Source organism: Tenggerimyces flavus (genome assembly GCF_016907715.1).
Lineage (GTDB): Bacteria > Actinomycetota > Actinomycetes > Propionibacteriales > Actinopolymorphaceae > Tenggerimyces > Tenggerimyces flavus.
The window spans coordinates 2,050,622-2,069,621 of sequence record NZ_JAFBCM010000001.1 but is presented as its reverse complement, the minus strand read 5'-3'; the positions used below and the strand labels follow the sequence as shown (position 1 = coordinate 2,069,621).

The window sequence follows — 19,000 nt, the reverse complement described above, 5'->3', positions numbered from 1 at the left end:
CCAGCCTAGACGTCCGGGCGCTGGACCTCTACCGATAACGTTCTGGATCGGTCAGCATCTCGTTCATCGAACCCGACCGGAACCCGCGCGGATCGACCTCAACGGTGTCGAACCCTGCCGCGAGGACCGCTTCGAGGACAGTGTCCGATTCGGTCACGCGCTCGACGAGCTCCTTGTCGATCTCGACCCGAGCGGTGTCGCCGACGTCGCGGACGCGCAGGTTGGTGACGTGGACGCCCTCGTCGTGCAGGGCGGCGCGGAGTGCGGCTTCGGCCTGGTCGACGCGGGCGAGGCGCGCGGGCGTGATCTGCAGGCCGTACGCGATGCGGCTGGACAGGCAGGCCGCGGCGGGCTTGTCCCAGGTGGCGAGGCCCCATCGCCTCGAGGCTTCGCGGATCTGCTGCTTGGTGAGGCCGGCGTCCTTGAGTGGCGTGGTCGCCCCGCGCTCGTGCGCCGCGCGGATGCCCGGCCGGAACCCAGCTCTTGCGTCGTCGGCGTTGGTCCCGGTCGCGACGTACGCGAGGCCGAGCTGCGTGGCCAGCGGCCCCAAGGTGTCCAGCAGCTCGGCCTTGCAGAAGTAGCAACGGTCGCCGGCGTTCGCGCGGTAGCCCTCGCTCGACATTTCGTCGGTGTCGGGCGTGAAGTGCTGGACGCCGAGGTCCTCGGCGAACTGCTTGGCGGGGGCCAGCTCGGCCTCGGCCAGGCTGGCGGAGATCGCGGTGGCGGCGGCGACTCTTTCGTTTCCGAGCGCTCGTACGGCCGCGGCGAGCAGGAACGCGGAGTCGGCCCCGCCGGAGAAGGCGACGAGGACCGAGCCGGCGTCCTGCAGGCTCTTCTCGAGGGCTTCCAGCCTGCTGGTGAGGATGTGTTCGTCCAGCCAGAACGGGAAGTCGGCCAGGTCCGCGAGCACGACGTCGGCGCCGGCGGCGCGGAGCTCGTCCATGCCGATGGGGCCGCTGGGGACAGCGACGGAGATCGCGTGGGCCGTCTTCGCTCCGACGATGTCACCGAGGTGGTCGCCGACGAAGATGCTGGCGTTGCGCGCCTTGAGGGCTTCGCCCTTCTGCTCGGCCCAGGCGTCGCCGACGACCTCGTCCGCGTGCAGGCCGAGGTGCTCGAGGTGCCTGCGAGCGTGCGGTTCGTTCTTGGCCGTGACGACGATGACCTTCCCGCCGTGCTTGCGTACGGCCTCGAACGCCTCCTGCGCACCGGGGATCAGCGCGACCTTGTCGATCGCGTGGTCGGGGTAGAGGGCCCGGTACCGCGCGACGACGTCCGGGATCTCGTGCTCCGGAAACCAGTGCGCGGCCTCGACGGCGAGGGGTGGACCGAGGCGGGAGACGACGAGCTGGCTGTCGATGAACACACCGGTCTCCTGCGAGACCGCCTCCCACACCGCGGCTATACCGGGGCGGGAGTCGATCAACGTCATGTCCAGGTCGAACCCGACGACAAGCTCAGCAGCCACACCCCCGAGCCTACGTGGCTCACGCTACGCACCAGTCCGCTCACTCTTGGCCACCAACAGCCTCTTGCCCCATCCGCTGGCGCGCCCTCGGATCCTCCTGCAATGGAGGCGCCACCTCCTCGCCCACCTCCTCGCCAGCGACGCGGTTCATCTCGCGCTCACTCGATTCATCTGATGATCAATCCATCAGACCCATCTCACGCACCCGCACCCCGCCCAGGGGGCGGGCTGTCCCCAACAGTCGCTCCGCCGGGCGAGAGGCCTGTCCCCCACCTGTACCCACCGGGCTCGCATCGGGCGACCAGACTGCCTTCCGGGCAGGGCCGAGCCGGCGGCTGGCTGGAGCGCCCCAAGGCCTGCCGCTGAAAATGCGACTGACTCCAGGATTCGCCTTCCCCACCGCTAACGGAGACGCCAGCGCGGATCTGTGGACAACCTCGCCAATTCGGCTTCTGTGGAAGGAAACCTGGCACCTACGCCTCCGCGGTGACGGCGTCGACGGGGCGGGTCCGTAGGGCGAGGCGAGCGGGGATCGTCATCGACATCAGGCCGAAGACGACAGCCGCGAGGACGATGGCCGCATAGCCGAGCGGCGGGACGTACGGGATCGGCGACCCGGTCGTCGCCAGCGAGATCCCGACCAGCGGCGGCACCGTGATCAACGAGCCGACCACCACTGCGATCAGCACCACCACGGACGCCTCCGTCCGGATCATCCGCGCCACCTGGCGCCGCGACGCGCCGACGAGCCGCAGCAGTGCGAACTCGCGCGCCCGGTCGGCGGTCGCCAGCACCAACGTGTTCGCGATCGCGATCGCCAGGTACCCGAGGACCACCGCGGTGCCGAGCAGGTTGCCCCACGACTGCGCCTTCAGGTTCTGCTGCAGATTCGCCTGCAGGGCTTCCTGATCCGCGACGGCAAGGCCCGGGTACGTCGAGGCCAACTCGCCGAGCGCCGCGCCAACAGTTGTACGAGAAGCCCCCGGCGTCACGCGAACCAGGACGGCCGAGTCACGCCCCGACGTGACATGCGGGAGGACGGCGTCGCGAGCCATCGTGAAGTCGCCGAACCCCAAACCCCGTTGATAGATCGCCACTACTCGCGGCGCGAACGGTGTACCGTCGCCCAGCGTCAGGTCCAGCTTGTCGCCGATACTGGCACCGAGCGTCCCGGCTGCCCACTCGCTCAGCGCCACCGTGCCTTCGCCCAGGGCGGACAGCCGCCCGGACGTCACCGACAGGTCGAGCGTGTCCGACAGCTGCCGGGGGTCGACTCCCTGCGCGCCGAACGGCTGGATCTCCACGCTGTCGGCGAAGTCGTACTTCGCAATCACCTGCGTCGTGACCATAGGCGTCACCGCACGCACGCCCTCAACCTCTCGCACCGACGAGACCACGTCCGGCGAAAGGTCGGCAGCACCGCTGACCACGAAGTCCGCCACCGTTCCCTCTCGTGCCTGAGCGACCGCTGCCGCGGCGGTGGTGGTCTGCATGAAGATCTGCACCGAGACGAACGAGATCGCCAACACCAGTGGGGTGATCGACGCACCCAATCGACGAGAGTTAGTCGAAACTTGTACTGACGCCAAATATCCACTCGCTCCAGAGAACGTCCGGACGATGGGTCCGAGCATGCTCGTCGACGCCGACGCGATCTTCGGCCCGAGCACGATCACCGCGACGACCAGCAGCAGGATCGTGCTGCCCACGCCACCGGCCGCCGCCTCGCCCTTGATCAGCAGCGGCAGCGCGGATGCGGCCACGCCGACGAAGCCGAGTACCAGCCCGATCACGAGCCGCTTGCGACTGAACGTACGAGGCTCGACCGCCGCCTCGCCGAACGCGTCGACCGGCCGCAACCGCGCCGGGCGCCGCCCTGCGATGAGGCCGGAGAGCTGCGCGGTCACGACCATCATCAGCACCGCGGCCAGCATGGGCAGCGGACTCCACGCCACCTGGAAGTCCGGCGGAATGAGCCCACCCGCGGCGAACCCGTTCCGCAGCAGGTAGCCCACCGCGATCCCCGGAACGCTCCCCAGTACCCCGGCGAGCAACGACACCAGCCACAGCTCGGAGGCGATCATCCGCCGCACCTGGAGCGGCGTCGCCCCGATCGCCCGCAGCAGCGCGAACTCCCTACGGCGTTGCTGAATCGCCAACGTCAGGGTGCTCGCGACCACCAACATCGCGATCATCGGCACCGAGCCGGCGAACGAGATGGCCAGCATCGTGAGTTCCGAACGGGACTGGCCCGCGTCGAGGAACTCCACGTCACCGCGCCGATGCCCGGTGTACGTCACGACCTGCTCGCCGAGAGCGCGTTCGATCCGTTCCGCCAGCTCCCGGGGCGACGTGCCCGACGCTCCGACAACGCCGATCGCGTCGACCTGCGTCGGTCGACCGGTGAGCTGCCGAGCCGTCGCGTCGGTGAGCCAAACGTTCGACTGCCGGTTCTCCTGCTCGACCTGGTCGGCGATGCCCACGACCTCGTACGACTTCGGCTTCGAGCCGGCGGCGAGCTGGACCACGTCGCCGACGGTCGCGCCCGCCGCCTTCGCCGTCGCGAGGTCGAGGACCACCTCGTTGGAGGCTCGCGCCTTCGTCCCGGCCTGCAGCCCATACCGCCCGAGCGGCAACGAGTCCTGACCGTGAGCCACGATCGGACGGATGGCCGGAACGAGCTTCCCTCCGGCCACCATCGTGATCGGGATGCTGACGTCGCCGATCGCCCGTTCGACGCCGGCGACCTCGTCGACCTTCTCGACCAGGCTCGCCGGCAGGGGCACCCGCTCGGCGAGATAACGGTCAGCGTCCTCCTGCACCGGGACGCTCTGCTTCGCGCCGACCACGACGGTCGCGGCGACGTACCGTTCCGGCGGAACCCCTCCGCGCAGGGCGGACTCGAAGAGCATGCCGCACGCCGTCACCAGCGCGGCACCACAGAACAAGGCGATGAACGTGGCGGCAAAGCCACCCTTGCGAGCGCGGATCGTCTGCTTGGCGAGATCGAACATCGGTTACCACTCCCCGAGATGCGTCAGGCGTTCGGCGATGAGCTCAGCGCTCGGCGCGCGTTCCTCGCCGGCGATACGCCCGTCGGCAAGGAAGACCACGGAGTCGGCGTAGGAGGCTGCGACCGGATCGTGGGTCACCATCAGGACCGTTTGCCCAAGCCTGTCGACAACCTCGCGCAATAGCTGCAGGATCTGCCGGGCGGTTCTGGTGTCGAGCGCGCCGGTCGGTTCGTCGGCGAACACGGCGTTCGGGCGGGTCACGAGCGCCCGCGCGATCGCGACTCGCTGCTGCTGGCCGCCGGACAGCTGGCTCGGCCGCCGGTCGAGATGCTCCGTCAACCCGACGTTGGCAGCGACCTCCGCCAGCCAGACTCGGTCCACGCGTGCGTTTGCTAGTCGGAGCGGGAGCGTGATGTTCTGCTCGACGGTCAGCGCCTGCAACAGGTTGTAAGCCTGGAAGACGAACCCGATCCGTTCGCGGCGGATCTTGGTGAGCGCGCCCTCGCGCAGTCCGGCGAGCTGCTGGTCGCCGAGCCAGACCTCGCCGTTCGTCGGACGGTCGAGCCCGGCGGCGCAGTGCAGGAACGTACTCTTGCCCGATCCGGACGGACCCATCACGGCGGTGAAGCTGCCGACCGGCAGGCCGATGCTGACGTCGCGGAGTGCGGTGACCGCGCTCGCGCCCGTTCCGTACACCTTGGTCACCGCGTCCAGCCGGACCGCGAGGCCGGTCGCCCGCTCGGTCGTGCTCATCAGGTTCGCCATGCCTGAAAGCCTCGTCCGATCCGCCCGCGTGAACGATCCTGCCGGCCGCTCCATCGGAGGTATAGGCAGCTGTACCGCCTCGCGCGCCGCGCTAGCGGAGAATGGGCGTGTGGATCTTCGTCGATGGGTCGTGCCGCGCCGCGAGTGGCTGCGCGCCCTCGGCTACCTGGCGAGCTCGATCGTCAGCGGGTTCGGCTACATGTTCGTGTTCGTGGTCACGCTGTTCGTCCTGCTGACCTCGTTCGTGGGATTCGGCGTGCTGGGGCTTCCGGCGGTGATGGGTCTCGTACGTCGGCTGATGCGGCGCGACCGGGTGAAATGGGGCAGGTACCTCGGGACCCCGATCAACGAGGCGTACCGGCCGGTGGAGGGATCGCTGGTCACGCGGGCGGGGACGATCCTGGCCGATCCGGCGACGCGACGCGACCTCGGCTGGATCGGCGCGCACCTGTCCGTCGGGCTCGCGATGTCGATCGTCGGCATCGGGCTGCTGCTCGGGGCGCTGAACTCGCTGACGCTCCCGTTCTACTGGTGGGCGCTTCCGGCGAACGAGCCGGCGGACTCGTTCTTCCCGATCACCTCGTGGCCGCGCGCGTTGGCGATGGTCCCGATCGGGCTCGCGTACCTGGCTCTCGCTCTGGTGCTCGTTCCCAAGCTGGCGAATTGGCACGCCCGCTTGGCGAAACTCCTCCTGTCGCCGGCGAAGGGAGCCCAGCTGTCGGCGCGGGTCGCGGAGCTGACCGCGACCCGGGCGGCGGCGTTGGAGGCGCACGGGAACGAGCTGCGGCGGATCGAACGCGACCTGCACGACGGTACGCAGAACCGGATCGTCGCGGTCGTCATGCAGCTCGGCATCGCCGAACGCGCGCTGCGCCGCGACCCGGAGAACGCGTTGCCGATGGTGCTGCGCGCGCAGGACGCGGCGACGGACGCGTTGGCGGAACTGCGCGGGGTGGTGCGGAGCATCTACCCGCCGATCCTGACCGAGCGCGGGTTGGACGGAGCCGCCGCGGCGCTGGTGGCACGCTGCCCGATCCCGTGCACGCTCGAGGAGAGCCTGGTCCCGCGGGCACCGGCTGCGGTGGAGTCGGCCGCGTACTTCGTGATCGCGGAGGCGTTGACGAACGTGGCCAAGCACAGCGGCGCTTCGCAGGCTTCGGTGCGGTTGGACAGCTCGGACGTGGGGATGCTGATCACGGTTTTGGACGATGGGCACGGTGGTGCGGTGGAGTCGGCGGGGTCGGGGCTGGCCGGAATTCGCCGTCGTGTGGAGGCGTTCGACGGCTCGTTCTCGCTAGTCTCGCCCTCGGGTGGACCGACGACGTTGACGGTGGAGCTGCCATGCGGGTCGTGATCGCGGAGGATTACGCGCTGCTGCGCGAGGGCCTGAAGCTGCTGTTGGCGAGCGAAGGCATCGAGGTGGTGGCTTCGGTCGACAACCCTTTGGACTTCCTCGCGGCCGTCTCCGCGGATCGGCCGGACGCGGCGATCGTCGACGTACGGATGCCGCCTTCGTTCCGGGACGAGGGGTTGCGCGCCGCGATCGAGGCGCGGTCGCTGCATCCGGGCCTGCCGATCCTGGTGCTGTCGGCTTACGTCGAGGACCGGTACGCGTCGGAGCTCCTGGCCAGTGGTGCGGGGGCGGTGGGGTATCTGCTGAAGGAGCGGGTGGGGAAGGTCGAGAAGTTCCTCGACGCGTTGCGGCGCGTGGTGGACGGCGGGACGGTGATGGATCCTGAGGTGGTGTCGCAGCTGATGGTGCGTCGCCGAGCCTCCGACCCGCTGCGTACGTTGACGCCCCGCGAGCGGGAGGTGCTGTCCCTGATGGCGGAGGGGCAGGGGAACTCGGCCATCGCCGCACAACTGGTGGTGACGGAGACGGCGGTGAGCAAGCACATCCGCAACATCTTCACCAAGCTCGACCTCCACCCCGACGACTCCGGCCACCGCCGCGTCCTCGCCGTGCTGCGCTATCTCAACGCCTGACCACCGAACCGCCTTGCCCATCAAAGGGGCGTTCGGAGGGTGCTCGTGGGGTCCGCGAACGCCCCTTCGGTGGGCAAAGTCACGATGCGGGATGGCCCGAGGATGGCGGCCGGCCCATCCCCTTGGGGCCTCTGAAACGCGCCTGGTCCGCATGGGTCGGGGGCACCCTGGTCCCATAGGTTCGGACCAAGGTGCCCCCGACCCAACCAGACCCCGCCACGTTTCGAATCAGAGCGTCCCTCTATCGAATAGATCGCTACAGGGACGCCCTCATTCGAAACCTCCCAGCGGATCACCTCCAGCAGACCCTCGTGCCGGTTCCTCCACCTGTCGGACCCCTCGCCGAAGCCACTCGCTACCACGCCTCCAGATGCCAACACTCAAGCCCGTTGGCCGATCCGGACCCGCCCCACATCGCCAGCCCACGTTGGCAAGTCGACCTTGACAACTCACCCCGAGCCTCTCGAGATCACGCTGTCAATCTCACCTTGACGCTCGCGCTAACCCTCCGCTCCCCCCTAGACTCAGCCGTACAATCGCCGGCCCGCCGCCCGCCAGGGGCGGGCTGTCCCCAACAGTCGCTCCGCCGGGCGAGAGGCCTGTCCCCCACCTGTACCCACCGGGCTCGCATCGGGCGACCAGACTGCCTTCCGGGCAGGGCCGAGCCGGCGGCTGGCTGGAGCGACCCGAGGCCTGCCGCTGAAAATGCGACTGACCCCAGCATCCGGCTTCCGCGGGGTGAGCGGGCAGCGCCAGCCAGATCTGTGGAGAACTTCCCGAAATCGCCGACTGTGGAAGAAGTCGCGGCCGATCCGATGTTCATGCGAGCATGAAGCTCACGCAACAGCTCGAGCCGGCTGATCGGCGGCGGGTCGAAGATCGGCTCAGGCACAACCTGATGGCTTGGCTCACCACCGTCCGTCCCGATGGGCAGCCGGTCAGCGTCCCGCTCTGGTTCCTGCTTCGCGACGACGAGACCATCCTCATCTACAGCCGCCCGAGCAAGCAGAAGCTGAGCAACCTCGAGGCCAATCCGAGGGTGAGCTTCACGCTCGACGTCACCGACATCGGCCGCAACATCGTGCGCATCGAGGGCACCGCGGCCCAGGTTCACGACGTGCCGCCTGCTCACGAGCAGGACGCCTACCTGGCCAAGTACACCGAGCGCATCGGCGCCCTCTTCGACACGCCCGAGCAGTTCGGCAAGCTCTTCTCCGCGGCGATCGTCCTCACCCCGGACAAGCTGCACATCTAGCCGTCGGCCGCCGTCAGCGCATCCAGCGCGCTGTGCTGACGGGCGCCGTCGGTTTTGTCGAACGGGCCAGCCCAGCGCAGGCCGTACTGGTTCAGCGATGTCCGGTTGTTCGCGAACATCGAGTCGGCTTGCCGGTCCAGGTACGTCCCGTACGGATTCCCCGACACATAACGGTTCAGCTCGCCCAGGTTCCGCGCGAACACGCCCTTGAACGACGGCCCGTCCCCGCCACAGTCACCAGCCTCGCACGGCTCCCGCAGCACCCCGCCAGGAGAGAGCCGCGTGCTCGCCACCGTCGCGTCGGCGATCGTGCGGGCCTGTGTCAACAGCGCGTTGTCACCGGTCGCGCGATGCAGTTCGGCCAACGCACCAAGGATGATCCCCTGGTTGTACGTCCACGTCTCCTGCCCGTTGTTCCGGCAGGTCGAGTTGTCCAAGCCGTCATTCACCAACTGAGACGAGTTGATCATCCCCGAAGCCTTGAACCACGACCAGATCTCGTTCGCCCGTGACAGATACACCGTGTCGCCCGGTAGGCGGTTGTGTAATGACGCTGCCAGCTTGATGAAAAGCTCGTTCGTCACCGCGTTCTTGTAGTTGTGGTCGTCCCGCCACCACACGCCACCGCCGCAGTGCGAGTCCTTGTGCGACCACATGTAGTCGGCGTCGATCTTCGCCATGTCAAGGTAGCGTTGCTCACCCGTCAGGTCGTACGCACGCACCCACGCGAGACCCCACCAACCGGTGTCATCCATGTACTCGTTGGTGAAGTTGTTGCCGCGGTTCTTGTCGAACGTGTTGGCGATCGCGTACCGATAAGTCGTCGACCCGGTCTGCTTGCTGTAATCCAGCAACGCCGTAAGGGCATTCGCCGAGTTCCACCACCCGGTCGTCCGCCACAAGCCGTTCGAGACGTTGTAGTCCATCATCAACGCCGTCGCTCCGGCGTCCAGCCGGTTGCTCGCGTTGATCGTCGAACGATGCCACGTCGTGCAGGCGATGTCGGCCCGGTTCCCCGCCTTGCCGCACGCGCGCAGCGCGCCGACCTGGCGTCCGGACGGGTCGTCGACGTTGTACATCAACGTCCGCCATCCTCGCCGCCCGGTCGGGATCGTCGTGGCGCCGAGCTTGCTCCCGTCGGACCACGTACGCCCGCCGTCCCACGAACGGTCCAGCCACACCTCGTCGCCGGGGTCGCCGTTGTCGATGCTCGCCCACGCCATGTTGTCCGCGTCGGACACGTGCAGCACGAGCTGCCGGCTGAACACCGTCGCCTGTGCGGCGACCCGATCGCCCTGCGCGACCGCGGGATCACGACGGTCACAGTGGAGGTTGCACACATCGGCAAGCGGTTGCGCGGCGGTCGCCTGCTGGTCGGAGGAGGCCATCGCCGAAGCGTACGGCGTGATCACCAACGCCCCGGTCACCACTCCAGCGAAGAGCACGCGTCGCAACATCGTGGGCACCCCGTTCTGCCGAAGACGAGTCGGTGCTCGACGCTAGCCGCTGGCTTGCATCGCTGTAAACGCTAGTCACATGATCGCAGCCCCGGCACGCTCAGTTTCGCCGCACGCCACCGTCTGTCAGGCGGGTTCGGTCGCTCCTTTGGGGCTTCTTCGACGAGCCGGACTGCGACTAGACCACTTGTAGCCCGCGCTTACCCGCCTCGACGACGAACGACGCACCCGTCACCGCGTCGCCAGATGGAGTGGTCACGACGGGGACGACGCGCAGGTCGGTACGCCACTCCTGCTGGGAGATTCGCGCCCGCACGTACCCGCGCTGCTCCCATGCGTACTTGATGTGCGGGTTCTCGGCGAGGATCCGCGTCACCCAGGTGCTCCCGGCGTTGCCGTTCCCGCCCGAGGCGACCGACGTCGCGACGAACTCCGACGCGACCGGCGGCGCCGCTGGGTCGTCCCAGGTCGCCTTGATGTCGGCGGCGAGGTGCCGGTGGATCTCGCCGCCGATCACGATCGCGTTCAGGTCCGGACGCGCGACGAGCTCGTCGACGATGCGCTGGCGGGCGGCCGGGAAGTAGTTCCAGTTGTCCTTCCCGTACTGGAACCCTGGCCCGGCGGCCTCGTCCAGCTGGGTGAACGGAACCTGCTGCACCAGCACGTCCCACCGCGTCGCCGACGAGCGGAGCCCGCTCTTCAACCAGGCCTCCTGCTCCGGTCCGAGCAACGTCCGCGCCGGCGCGAGACGGTCCGGGCAGGCCATCGGGTCGGTGCACGGGAGCTGCGGGTCGCGGAACTGCCGGCCGTCGAGAACGTGGAATGTCGCGAGGTCGCCGTACCGGAACCGCCGGTGGATCGCGATGTCCGGACCGTGCGGCGCGCGGTCGGGGCGGAGCGGGAGATGCTCGTAGTACGCCTGGAAGGCGGCGGCGCGGCGGCGCAGGAACTCCTCCTTGCCGACCGTCGGGTAGTGCTCGGAGATGTCGCCCGCCCAGTTGTTGTCGACCTCGTGGTCGTCGTAGGTGAAGATCCACGGCAGCAGCCGGTGCGCCTCGGCGAGGTCGGCGTCGGTGCGGTACTGGGCGTACCGCAGCCGGTACTCGCGCAGGTCGAACGGCTCGCGGACCACGTGCTTGCGCGGCTGGACGGCGAGGCCGGACGGCGACTCGTAGATGTAGTCGCCGCAGTGCGCGACGAGGTCCGGGTCGTCGGCCAGCAGGTGGCGGTACGCCGAGAAGTAGCCCTCCTCGAAGTGCTGGCAGGAGGTGAACGCGAACGTCATCTCCCGCGTCGCCGCACCCGGCGCCGGCGCGGTCTTCGTCCGGCCGACCGGGCTGAGCTCGCGGCCGGCGCGGAAGCGGTAGAAGTACTCGCGGCCCGGCTGGAGCCCTTGGACGTCGACGTGCACGGAGTGCGCGAGCTCCGGCGTCGCGGCGGCCTGGCCGCGGCGTACGACGTCGCGGAACCGTTCGTCGCGCGCGACCTCGTACCGAACGGCGACAGCGCGCTGCGGCATCCCGCCGAGCCCGTCCTCGGCGAGCGGCTCGGGGGCGAGGCGGGTCCAGAGCACCACGCTGTCGGGGAGCGGGTCGCCTGATGCGACGCCGAGCTGGAACGGGTACGGGCCGACCGCCAGCGCATCGGTGGCGCGGCCGACGCCGTACAGACCGGTGCCGAGCAGGATCGCCGCCCCGCTGACCCCGCCGAGCCCGAGCAGTCGTCGCCGCCCGATGCCGTGCTCGTGTCGCTCCACCACAGTCCCTCCCGAGGATCGCCGCACCCGATCCGACCTGGTCCTAGTGAACGATGGGCGACGTAGACGTGGGACGTGGGAGAACTGACCGAACCTGGCCGGAGCTAGAACCGAGTCGGATCGAGCTGTGGACAACGTCAGCATCGCTCCGCCCTCGCCATATCGTCGAACCACATGACCGTGCATGCCTTCGTCGACGAGTCCGTGCGGACCCGCTACGTGATGGCGGCTGCACTGATCTCGCCGCGCGATCTCGCGGCGGCGCGGAGATCCATCAGCTCCTTGATCCTCCCAGGACAGCGACGCCTGCATTTCTGCAAGGAGCGCGAGGACGACTCGTTGATGACGAGCGACCGGCACACGTTGTACGACCGGCTGAGAGCGGTGCAAGCCGATCAGGTCGAGTACGTCCATCAACGAGCTCGCGAGGAGTGCTTGCTTGCGATTCCGGACACCCTCGCCTGGTGCTGGACGCGCGGCGGGCACTGGCGCAAGGCGCTGCCCGCGGGCACGCGAGTCGATCGGCTGACAGCTCCGTAGACGCGCGAAACCCGGCTCACCCACCGTCCGGAAGGCTGCCGGGCTCACTTCACGGCGCTAGTGCACCGCGCAGAGTCATTCTCGCGCCAATCGTCTGGTTCGGCAACCGAGAATGCACAGGGCCGGGGCACTCAAAGCCAGCCGGCGCGGGAGGCGTGCCAGCCGAGCTGCAGGCGGGTGCGGGCGCCGGCGAGGTCCATCAGCTGGCGGATGCGGCGCTGGATGGTGCGGGCCGAGAGGTCCAGCTGCTTCGCCACGGCTTCGTCGGTCATCCCGGTCAGCAGCAGCGACAGAATCTTCACGTCCATGTCCGTCACCAACGACGCCTCGTCATCGGACGAGCCGGGCGAACCCGAAGAAGAACGGAACCGCAGCGGGATGGCCCGCTCCCAGCAGGCGTCGAACAGAGCCACCAACGCGTCCAGCAGCATGCTCGTGTGCACCACCACCGCACCCTCGGCGGCGTTCGGGCGCAGCGGCACCAAGGCCATCGTGCGGTCGGCCAGCACGAGCTTGATCGGCAGCGACTCCGCGATCCGGATCTCCTCGCCGGCCGCCATCGACCGCTCGGCGTCGTCCATCGCGCCCGGCTCCTCGAGCAGCTCCCGCTCGACGATCAGCCGCATCCGCACCCCACGCCGCGCGGCTTCGCGCTCGGCGGGGTTGTCCGACCAGTGCACCAGCCGAGTCGGCGCGGTCACGAACGCCAGCAGCTCCGACTCCGCCGCCTGCTGCAGCTGGGTGAACCGGTGCCGTACGGCGTCCGGCCCGCTCACCACCTCGACCAGATCGCCGACCGTACGAGCCGCCGAGGCCGCCCGGTACTGCTCGGACAGCGCCGCCGTCCCCTGCTCGGCCCGCCACAGCGAGTCCCGCGCCAGCGTCAGCAAGGCCCCGAGCGCCACCGTCGGTGGTGCCGCGACGTAGCGGCCGCTCGTTCCGGAACGTGCCGCCAACCCGTGCGACTCGATCCGCTTCAGCAGCCGCTCGGCGTCCCCGACCGACAAGCCCAGCTCCACCGAAAGTTCCGAAGCCGTCGCGCCGGGTACCGGAACGAGCGCGAGATAGACCCGCTCCTCGTCGGCGTCGAGGCCGAGCGCCTCGAACAAGCCCCCACCTCCCGGTCAGAACGAGCTGGTCACAGAGTCGAAACCTGTCTGACGAGTATCGGCCATGTCGCATAACCGACCCACACCGGACGTATCCATGCACCGTACGCATCTGTGAGGGTGACTTCCATGCGTGCCGTGACATCGGCGGTCGCCTCGGTCCTGCTGCTCTCCGTGGCGACCGTTGTGCCATCCGCCGCCGCCGGAGCCCCGGCCAAGACCCCCGCCCTCATCGGAGCGAACGCCCCCGTCGCCACCACCGTCACGTTGGTGACCGGCGACCGGGTGGCGGTCAGCACCGATCCCGACGGACGCAAGTCCACCGTGGTCGTCTCCGCCCATCCCGACCCCGGTGGCTACCTCACCCGCCGGTTCAAGGACGACGTCTACGTCGTTCCCGCCTCCGCCGCCCCGCTGCTCGCGAAAGGCCGGCTTGACGAACGTTTGTTCAACGTCACCGGCCTGATCGAGCAGGGGTACGACGACCGCACCACTCCGCGCATCCCGCTGATCGCCACCGACCCCGGCACGACTCCCCGTGCCGCGCGGCGGACCGCGACCTTGACGACGATCGGCGCGGCAGTGCTGACTGTCGACAAGAAGAGCGCGACGGAGTTCTGGCAGGAGTTCAGCAAGCCCCGCAACCGCGACGCGGCGATCGGCAAGCTGTGGCTGGACGGCAAGGTCCGAGGCAGCCTGGACCGCAGCACCAAGCAGATCGGTGCGACGAAGGCCTGGGCCGCCGGCTACACCGGCAAGGGCGCCCGCGTGGCGGTCCTGGACGGCGGCTACGACGAGAAGCACGCGGACCTGGTCGGCCGCGTGACGGCGAGCAAGAACTTCACCGACCAACCGAACACTCACGACGAGGACGGTCATGGCACCCATGTCGCCTCGATCGTTGGCGGGAGCGGCCGTGCCGGGCGCAAGGGGGTAGCGCCCGGCGCGGAGCTCCTGATCGGTCGGGTGCTCTCCTACGGCGGCGGCCAGGAGTCCTGGATCGCAGCAGGCATGGAGTGGGCGATCGCCCAGCAGGCCGACGTCGTCAACATGAGCCTCGGCACGCGCGACCCCAGCGACTGCAGCGACCCGCTCTCAGAGACGACGAAGCTCCTTGCGGCACAGGGCAAAACGCTCTTCGTCGTCGCCGCGGGCAACACCTACGTCGACGAGGGGATCACCTCACCGGGCTGCGTTCCGGGCGTTCTCACCGTCGGCGCGGTCGACCGGGACGGTCGTACGGCGGACTTCTCCGCCAAGGGACCAGCGCCCGGAAGCCACGTCCTCAAGCCGGAGATCGCCGCGCCCGGCGTCGGCATCATGGCCGCCAACTACGACAGCTACGGCGACATCCCGTACGCGCCGATGAGCGGCACGTCGATGGCCAGCCCGCACGTCGCGGGCGCCGCCGCGATCCTCGCGGCCCGCCGGCCGGAGCTCAATGCCCAACAGCTCAAGGCGATGCTGATCTCGACGGCCCAGCCCGGACCGGGCGGACTGCCGTTCCAGCAGGGCGCGGGCATCGTGGACGTGTCCCGCGCGATCAAGGCGACGGTGTACGGACCCGGCTCGGTCGACGTCGCTGCGTTCAGCTGGCCGCACACCTCGACCAAGCCGGCAACGAAGAACGTCACGTACCGCAACTTCGGGAGCAAGCCGGTCCAGCTGCGGCTCTCGCTCTCGATGACAGGAAACGACGATCGCCCAGCACGGCAGGGCATGGCGAGCCTCGGCAAGCCGTGGTTGACAGTGCCCGCGAACGGCTCTGCGAGCGTCCCCGTCACGATCAACCCACGGATTCCCGTCAGCGCGAGGGCGTACGGCAAGTTCGGCGGCCGCCTGATCGCTCGCGGTTCGGATGGCTCGACGGTCACGACGCCGGTGGCGTTCTGGCTCGAGCCGAAGACCGTCGACCTCACCGTCAAGCGGATCGACCGGAACGGAGGGCAGCCCGCGGAGGGGATGGGCTTCCTCGACGTCTTCGGACTCGACAACCTCTCGGGGTGGCGGGCGTACTCCTCGGAGGACCAAACCTTCCGCGTCCGTGCGGGTTCGTACGCGATCGCGTCGATGATCCCAACGACCGATCCGGACGGCACCATGATCCACTCGGTCACCTACGCCGGCGCGCCGGAGATCCGGATCGACCGCGATCAGACCGTTGTGCTGGACGCCCGCCAGGGTCGTCAAGTCACCGTTGACGCGGACCGAGCACTCGAGCAACAGGGCGCGAGCCTGGCGTACGGCCGCTGGGACAAGGGCTGGGCGATCAGCGGCAGCTACATCGGCACGGAGTACATCGACGAGTACTTCGCGGTCCCGGACCGGCAGCGGGCCAGGCGTGGGCACTTCGAGCTCGGCAAGTACCTGCGGATGTTGGCGCCCTCGTTGGCGATGCGGGTCGCCGGCGGGCCGGCGATCTCGCCCGAGATCATGCGCGGGGACGACCTGTTCGATGGCAAGAAGACGGCGCCGCTCGTCGACGCCAAGGGCGGCACGCCGGACGACTTCGCCAACGCGGGTGTACGCGGAAAGCTCGCGCTCGTGCACGTTCCCGACCCGTCGGACGCCGATCGCGAACGCATGAACGCCCTGCTCGCCGACGCGGCCGAGGCCGGTGCCGTCGGTGTTCTCGTCAGCCGGGACGCGCCCGGACGGTGGACCTGGAGCGCCGGTAGGCGCTGGAACTCCGGGATCGAGGAGATCAAGCAGGCTCCCGGTCTGACGCTGAACCCGGCCGACGCGGCGATGCTGCGCAAGCAGCTCGCCGCCGGCGCTGTCAACCTGAGCTGGACAGCGGTCGCCGACAGCCCGTACGTCTACAACCTGGCGTTCTTCGACCGCGAACGAGCGGAGTGGTCGCAGCAGCATCGCGTGCGTACGAGCGACCTCGGCCGGATGGACGAGACGTGGTTTGCCCCGCGCCTGAAGGCGAACGGCTATGCCGACTTCGTGGCCGCGTTCCGTCCGTGGGATCCGCTCTCGACGTTCTACCCCGGCGTCGGCAACTTCGTCCGGGTGCCGCAGCAGCGGACGTCGTACTACTCGCCGGGCGACACCGAGTGGAAGCAGTTCGCCGACGCGAATCCCAACTGGGGCGCGATCATGCAGGACCGCGTGCGCTCGTACCGACCCGGGCAGAAGGACGAGACGACCTGGTACAAGCACCCGATGCAGACCGGGATCCGCCAGGACGCGTACGGCCAGAAGCTGCATGTGGCCGAGCGGCAGGCCAACCTGATGGGCTTCGAGTTCCCGAACTGGCAGGACGCCGAGCCCGACCACTTCGGCTGGCCGGCAGGGTTCGGTGACGTCGGCGGCTTCCATCTGTACCGGGACGGCAAGGAGATCGGCTGGTCGCCGGTGGCCTTCGGTCAGGTGCCGGTGCCCGCGACGCCGGGGCGGTACGAGCTCGACCTGCTGACCGAGCGCTACTTCGCCGGCTCCGAGACGTACCCGAACTGGCGGTTGTCGCTCGCGACGCGGACGAAGTTCTCGTTCACGTCCGGCAATCCGGGCGGCGAGAAGCTCGCCGCGCTGCCGTTGCTGCTGCCGGACTACGACGTGGACGTCGACGCGTTCAACCTGACGCCAGCGGTGGCCTCGTACCCGGTGAGGCTGACGTTCGCGGGACAGCCGGACTACGCGCCGGGACCGCTGCGATCCGTGCAGGCGTGGGCGTCGAAGGACGACGGCGAGACGTTCGTCTCCGTGCCCGTAAGCAAGGACGGCAAGGGCTGGATCGCCTCGGTCGACAACCGCATCGCCAAGGGTGGGTACGTGACGCTGAAGGTCGCGGCGACCGACAGCAAGGGCAACGCCGTGGAGCAGATCGTCAAGCGGGCTTACGGAGTCCGCTAGCGATTGAATGAAGGGCACCTTCATTCAATAGGTTCGAATGAAGGTGCCCTTCATGAGAAACCCGGTGGCCTACTGGGCGGTGCCGGTGAGGCCGAGCCCGTTCGCACCCTTCGGGTGGTTGAGCGTCAGCGCGCTCGAGTCGATGCTGAACGGCACCGTGCCCTCCAGCGCGAGAAGCACCGACTTCTCGACCTGCATGAGCGGATCGGCGCAACCCATCTTCGTCGTCGCGATCGGCCCGAACGTGATCTCCGAGCCGGAGATCGTCGCGGTCCCGTTCAGCCGGTTGCAGCCGGTCGAGCCGGTGACCTTGCCGTCGGCGAAGACCAGGAAGGCCTTGTCCATCCCCGCGGTGTTCGACGCCACGTCGCCGGTGTAGATCGTGCTGACAGCCCACTTCGTGCCCTCGATCGGCAGGTCCGGCTGGGCGACCTTCTTGTCCACCAACGTGAGCACGGTCTCGCCGGACGTCAACGTCAACGTGGCCTCGTTCAGCTTCCACGTCGGCCCGGCCTCGAGAACGCCGACGAGCCACTCGTCCTGCTTGTGCCGCGGAGCGTCGCAGCCCATCTCGGTCATCCCGAGCCCGGACGCCGAGAGCTTCCCGTCCGACAGCTGGACCTTCTCCCCGCCGATCGTGTTGCAGCCAGCGTTCGCCACCAGCCGTCCGTCCTCGGGGAACCACAACGAGATCTGAGTGCCGCTGACCAGCGGATACGGCTTGCCGTTCGACATCACCGACGACGACAGGAACGTACGACCCTCCAGTTGGGAGTCGTCCGAACCGGAGCCGCCGGGCGTGGTCTGAGCAGTCTGGTCTCCGCAGGCGGAGGCCGCCAGCGTCACGACACCGAGCGCGAGTGCGAGCAGTCCGATTCTCATATCCCTAGGACGGTAGGGCCGGGCTGGAGGTTGCCCGGCCCCGACCCCCGTTAGCGCGCCGGCCGACCGTACGAGCCGCGCAGCACCAGCCCGTTCTTGCCATCCTCCGTGGTCAGCGTGGCGCGGTCGGCGTCGATCACCACGGTCAGGGTCCCTTGCGTGATGACCTTGCCGAACGCCGTTCCGACCTCCGCACCGTCCGCGCAGGCCTTGAGCGTGCTCGTGATTTGGCCGAGCACGACCTTGCCGTCGGCGACCTTCGCCGGACCGCCGAGCTGGTTGCACCCGTCGAAGCCGCTCACCTTGCCGTCGCGGAACTCCAGGTACGCCTTCGACGCTCCGGCCGACGACGACGCGGTGTCGCCGGTGATGATCGACTCGAGGGTCCACCGCGAGTCCGCGAGGCCGATGTCCGGCATCGCCTGCTTCTTGTCCAGGAACGTGAGAACGGTCTGGTCCGCGGTGATCGTGAGCGTGCCGTCGTCGAACTTCCAAGCCGGCTTGGACGTCAGGAGCTTGGCGAACCATTCGCTCTGCTTCATCAGCTCCGGCGCGCAGGCCATCAGCGTCGACGGTCCGGGCGTCAGGTCGATGACACCGTTCCCGAGCTTGACGTCACCGCCCACCCCGTTGCAGCCGGCGAGAGCCGACAGCTTGGTCTTCTCGAACGACAACGAGATCCGGGTGCCTTCGACGAGCGCGTGATTCTTCCCGCCGACCGTCACCTTCGTGGACAGGAAGGTCTTCCCGTGCAGGTCGGCGGCGGGGTCCGTAGCTGGCGGCGAGGTGACCACGGCGTTCGCGCCGCAGGCACTCGCGATCGCGGCCACGGCTGCGACGAGCAGAATGTGCGTCTTCATGTACCTAGGACGGCGGGACCGGGCAAGAGGTTGCCCGGTCCCCGCCA

General features: G+C 68.8%; 13 protein-coding genes. 5 read left to right on the top strand and 8 right to left on the bottom strand.

Annotated features, from left to right (window positions below):
* Positions 1-28: 28 nt before the first annotated feature.
* The 3 genes from larE to JOD67_RS09540 form a co-directional block, all read right to left on the bottom strand.
* Positions 29-1,468, bottom strand: a complete 1,440-nt coding sequence (larE, locus tag JOD67_RS09550) for an ATP-dependent sacrificial sulfur transferase LarE (protein ID WP_307782331.1) — start codon at positions 1,466-1,468, stop codon at positions 29-31.
* A 473-nt stretch (positions 1,469-1,941) separates the two neighbouring features.
* Positions 1,942-4,482, bottom strand: a complete 2,541-nt coding sequence (locus JOD67_RS09545) for an ABC transporter permease (RefSeq protein WP_205117072.1) — start codon at positions 4,480-4,482, stop codon at positions 1,942-1,944.
* A gap of 3 nt (positions 4,483-4,485) precedes the next feature.
* Positions 4,486-5,247, bottom strand: coding sequence for an ABC transporter ATP-binding protein (locus JOD67_RS09540; RefSeq protein ID WP_239553783.1), 762 nt, complete (start codon positions 5,245-5,247; stop codon positions 4,486-4,488).
* A 109-nt stretch (positions 5,248-5,356) separates the two neighbouring features.
* Here JOD67_RS09540 and JOD67_RS09535 point away from each other — a divergent pair, with 109 nt between their 5' ends.
* The 3 genes from JOD67_RS09535 (at position 5,357) to JOD67_RS09525 (ending at position 8,488) form a co-directional block, all read left to right on the top strand.
* A complete protein-coding gene (locus tag JOD67_RS09535; RefSeq protein WP_205117071.1) occupies positions 5,357-6,601 on the top strand; it encodes a sensor histidine kinase in 1,245 nt (414 codons plus the stop codon).
* Positions 6,589-7,233: a response regulator gene (locus JOD67_RS09530; protein WP_205117070.1), complete on the top strand. Its 645-nt coding sequence runs from the start codon at positions 6,589-6,591 to the stop codon at positions 7,231-7,233. The genes JOD67_RS09535 and JOD67_RS09530 overlap by 13 nt, the downstream gene beginning before the upstream one ends.
* A gap of 829 nt (positions 7,234-8,062) precedes the next feature.
* Positions 8,063-8,488, top strand: a complete 426-nt coding sequence (locus JOD67_RS09525; RefSeq protein ID WP_205117069.1) for a TIGR03667 family PPOX class F420-dependent oxidoreductase — start codon at positions 8,063-8,065, stop codon at positions 8,486-8,488.
* On the opposite strand, the gene JOD67_RS09520 is transcribed toward JOD67_RS09525, so the two are convergent.
* Together JOD67_RS09520 and JOD67_RS09515 are read right to left on the bottom strand one after the other, a co-directional pair.
* Positions 8,485-9,933, bottom strand: a complete 1,449-nt coding sequence (locus JOD67_RS09520; protein ID WP_307782330.1) for a glycoside hydrolase family 76 protein — start codon at positions 9,931-9,933, stop codon at positions 8,485-8,487. The genes JOD67_RS09525 and JOD67_RS09520 overlap by 4 nt on opposite strands.
* Positions 9,934-10,123: 190 nt before the next feature.
* Positions 10,124-11,701 (bottom strand): alkaline phosphatase D family protein, encoded by a 1,578-nt coding sequence (locus JOD67_RS09515; protein WP_307782329.1) that lies wholly within the window; start codon positions 11,699-11,701, stop codon positions 10,124-10,126.
* Between the two features lie 174 nt (positions 11,702-11,875).
* Here JOD67_RS09515 and JOD67_RS09510 point away from each other — a divergent pair, with 174 nt between their 5' ends.
* A complete protein-coding gene (locus JOD67_RS09510; protein ID WP_205117067.1) occupies positions 11,876-12,241 on the top strand; it encodes a hypothetical protein in 366 nt (121 codons plus the stop codon).
* Positions 12,242-12,372: 131 nt separating this feature from the next.
* Here the strand turns inward: JOD67_RS09510 and JOD67_RS09505 are convergent, their stop codons facing one another.
* Positions 12,373-13,350, bottom strand: a complete 978-nt coding sequence (locus JOD67_RS09505; protein WP_205117066.1) for a helix-turn-helix domain-containing protein — start codon at positions 13,348-13,350, stop codon at positions 12,373-12,375.
* A gap of 129 nt (positions 13,351-13,479) precedes the next feature.
* Here JOD67_RS09505 and JOD67_RS09500 point away from each other — a divergent pair, with 129 nt between their 5' ends.
* Positions 13,480-17,211 carry a S8 family serine peptidase gene (locus JOD67_RS09500; protein WP_205117065.1) on the top strand — a complete coding sequence of 1,244 codons (3,732 nt, stop codon included), beginning with the start codon at positions 13,480-13,482 and terminating at the stop codon, positions 17,209-17,211.
* 69 nt (positions 17,212-17,280) lie between these two features.
* Here the strand turns inward: JOD67_RS09500 and JOD67_RS09495 are convergent, their stop codons facing one another.
* Both JOD67_RS09495 and JOD67_RS09490 read right to left on the bottom strand, forming a co-directional pair.
* Positions 17,281-18,093 (bottom strand): META domain-containing protein, encoded by an 813-nt coding sequence (locus JOD67_RS09495; protein WP_205117064.1) that lies wholly within the window; start codon positions 18,091-18,093, stop codon positions 17,281-17,283.
* A 50-nt stretch (positions 18,094-18,143) separates the two neighbouring features.
* On the bottom strand, positions 18,144-18,953 hold the full coding sequence (locus JOD67_RS09490) for an META domain-containing protein (protein ID WP_205117063.1): 810 nt from the start codon (positions 18,951-18,953) through the stop codon (positions 18,144-18,146).
* Between the last annotated feature and the right edge of the window lie 47 nt (positions 18,954-19,000).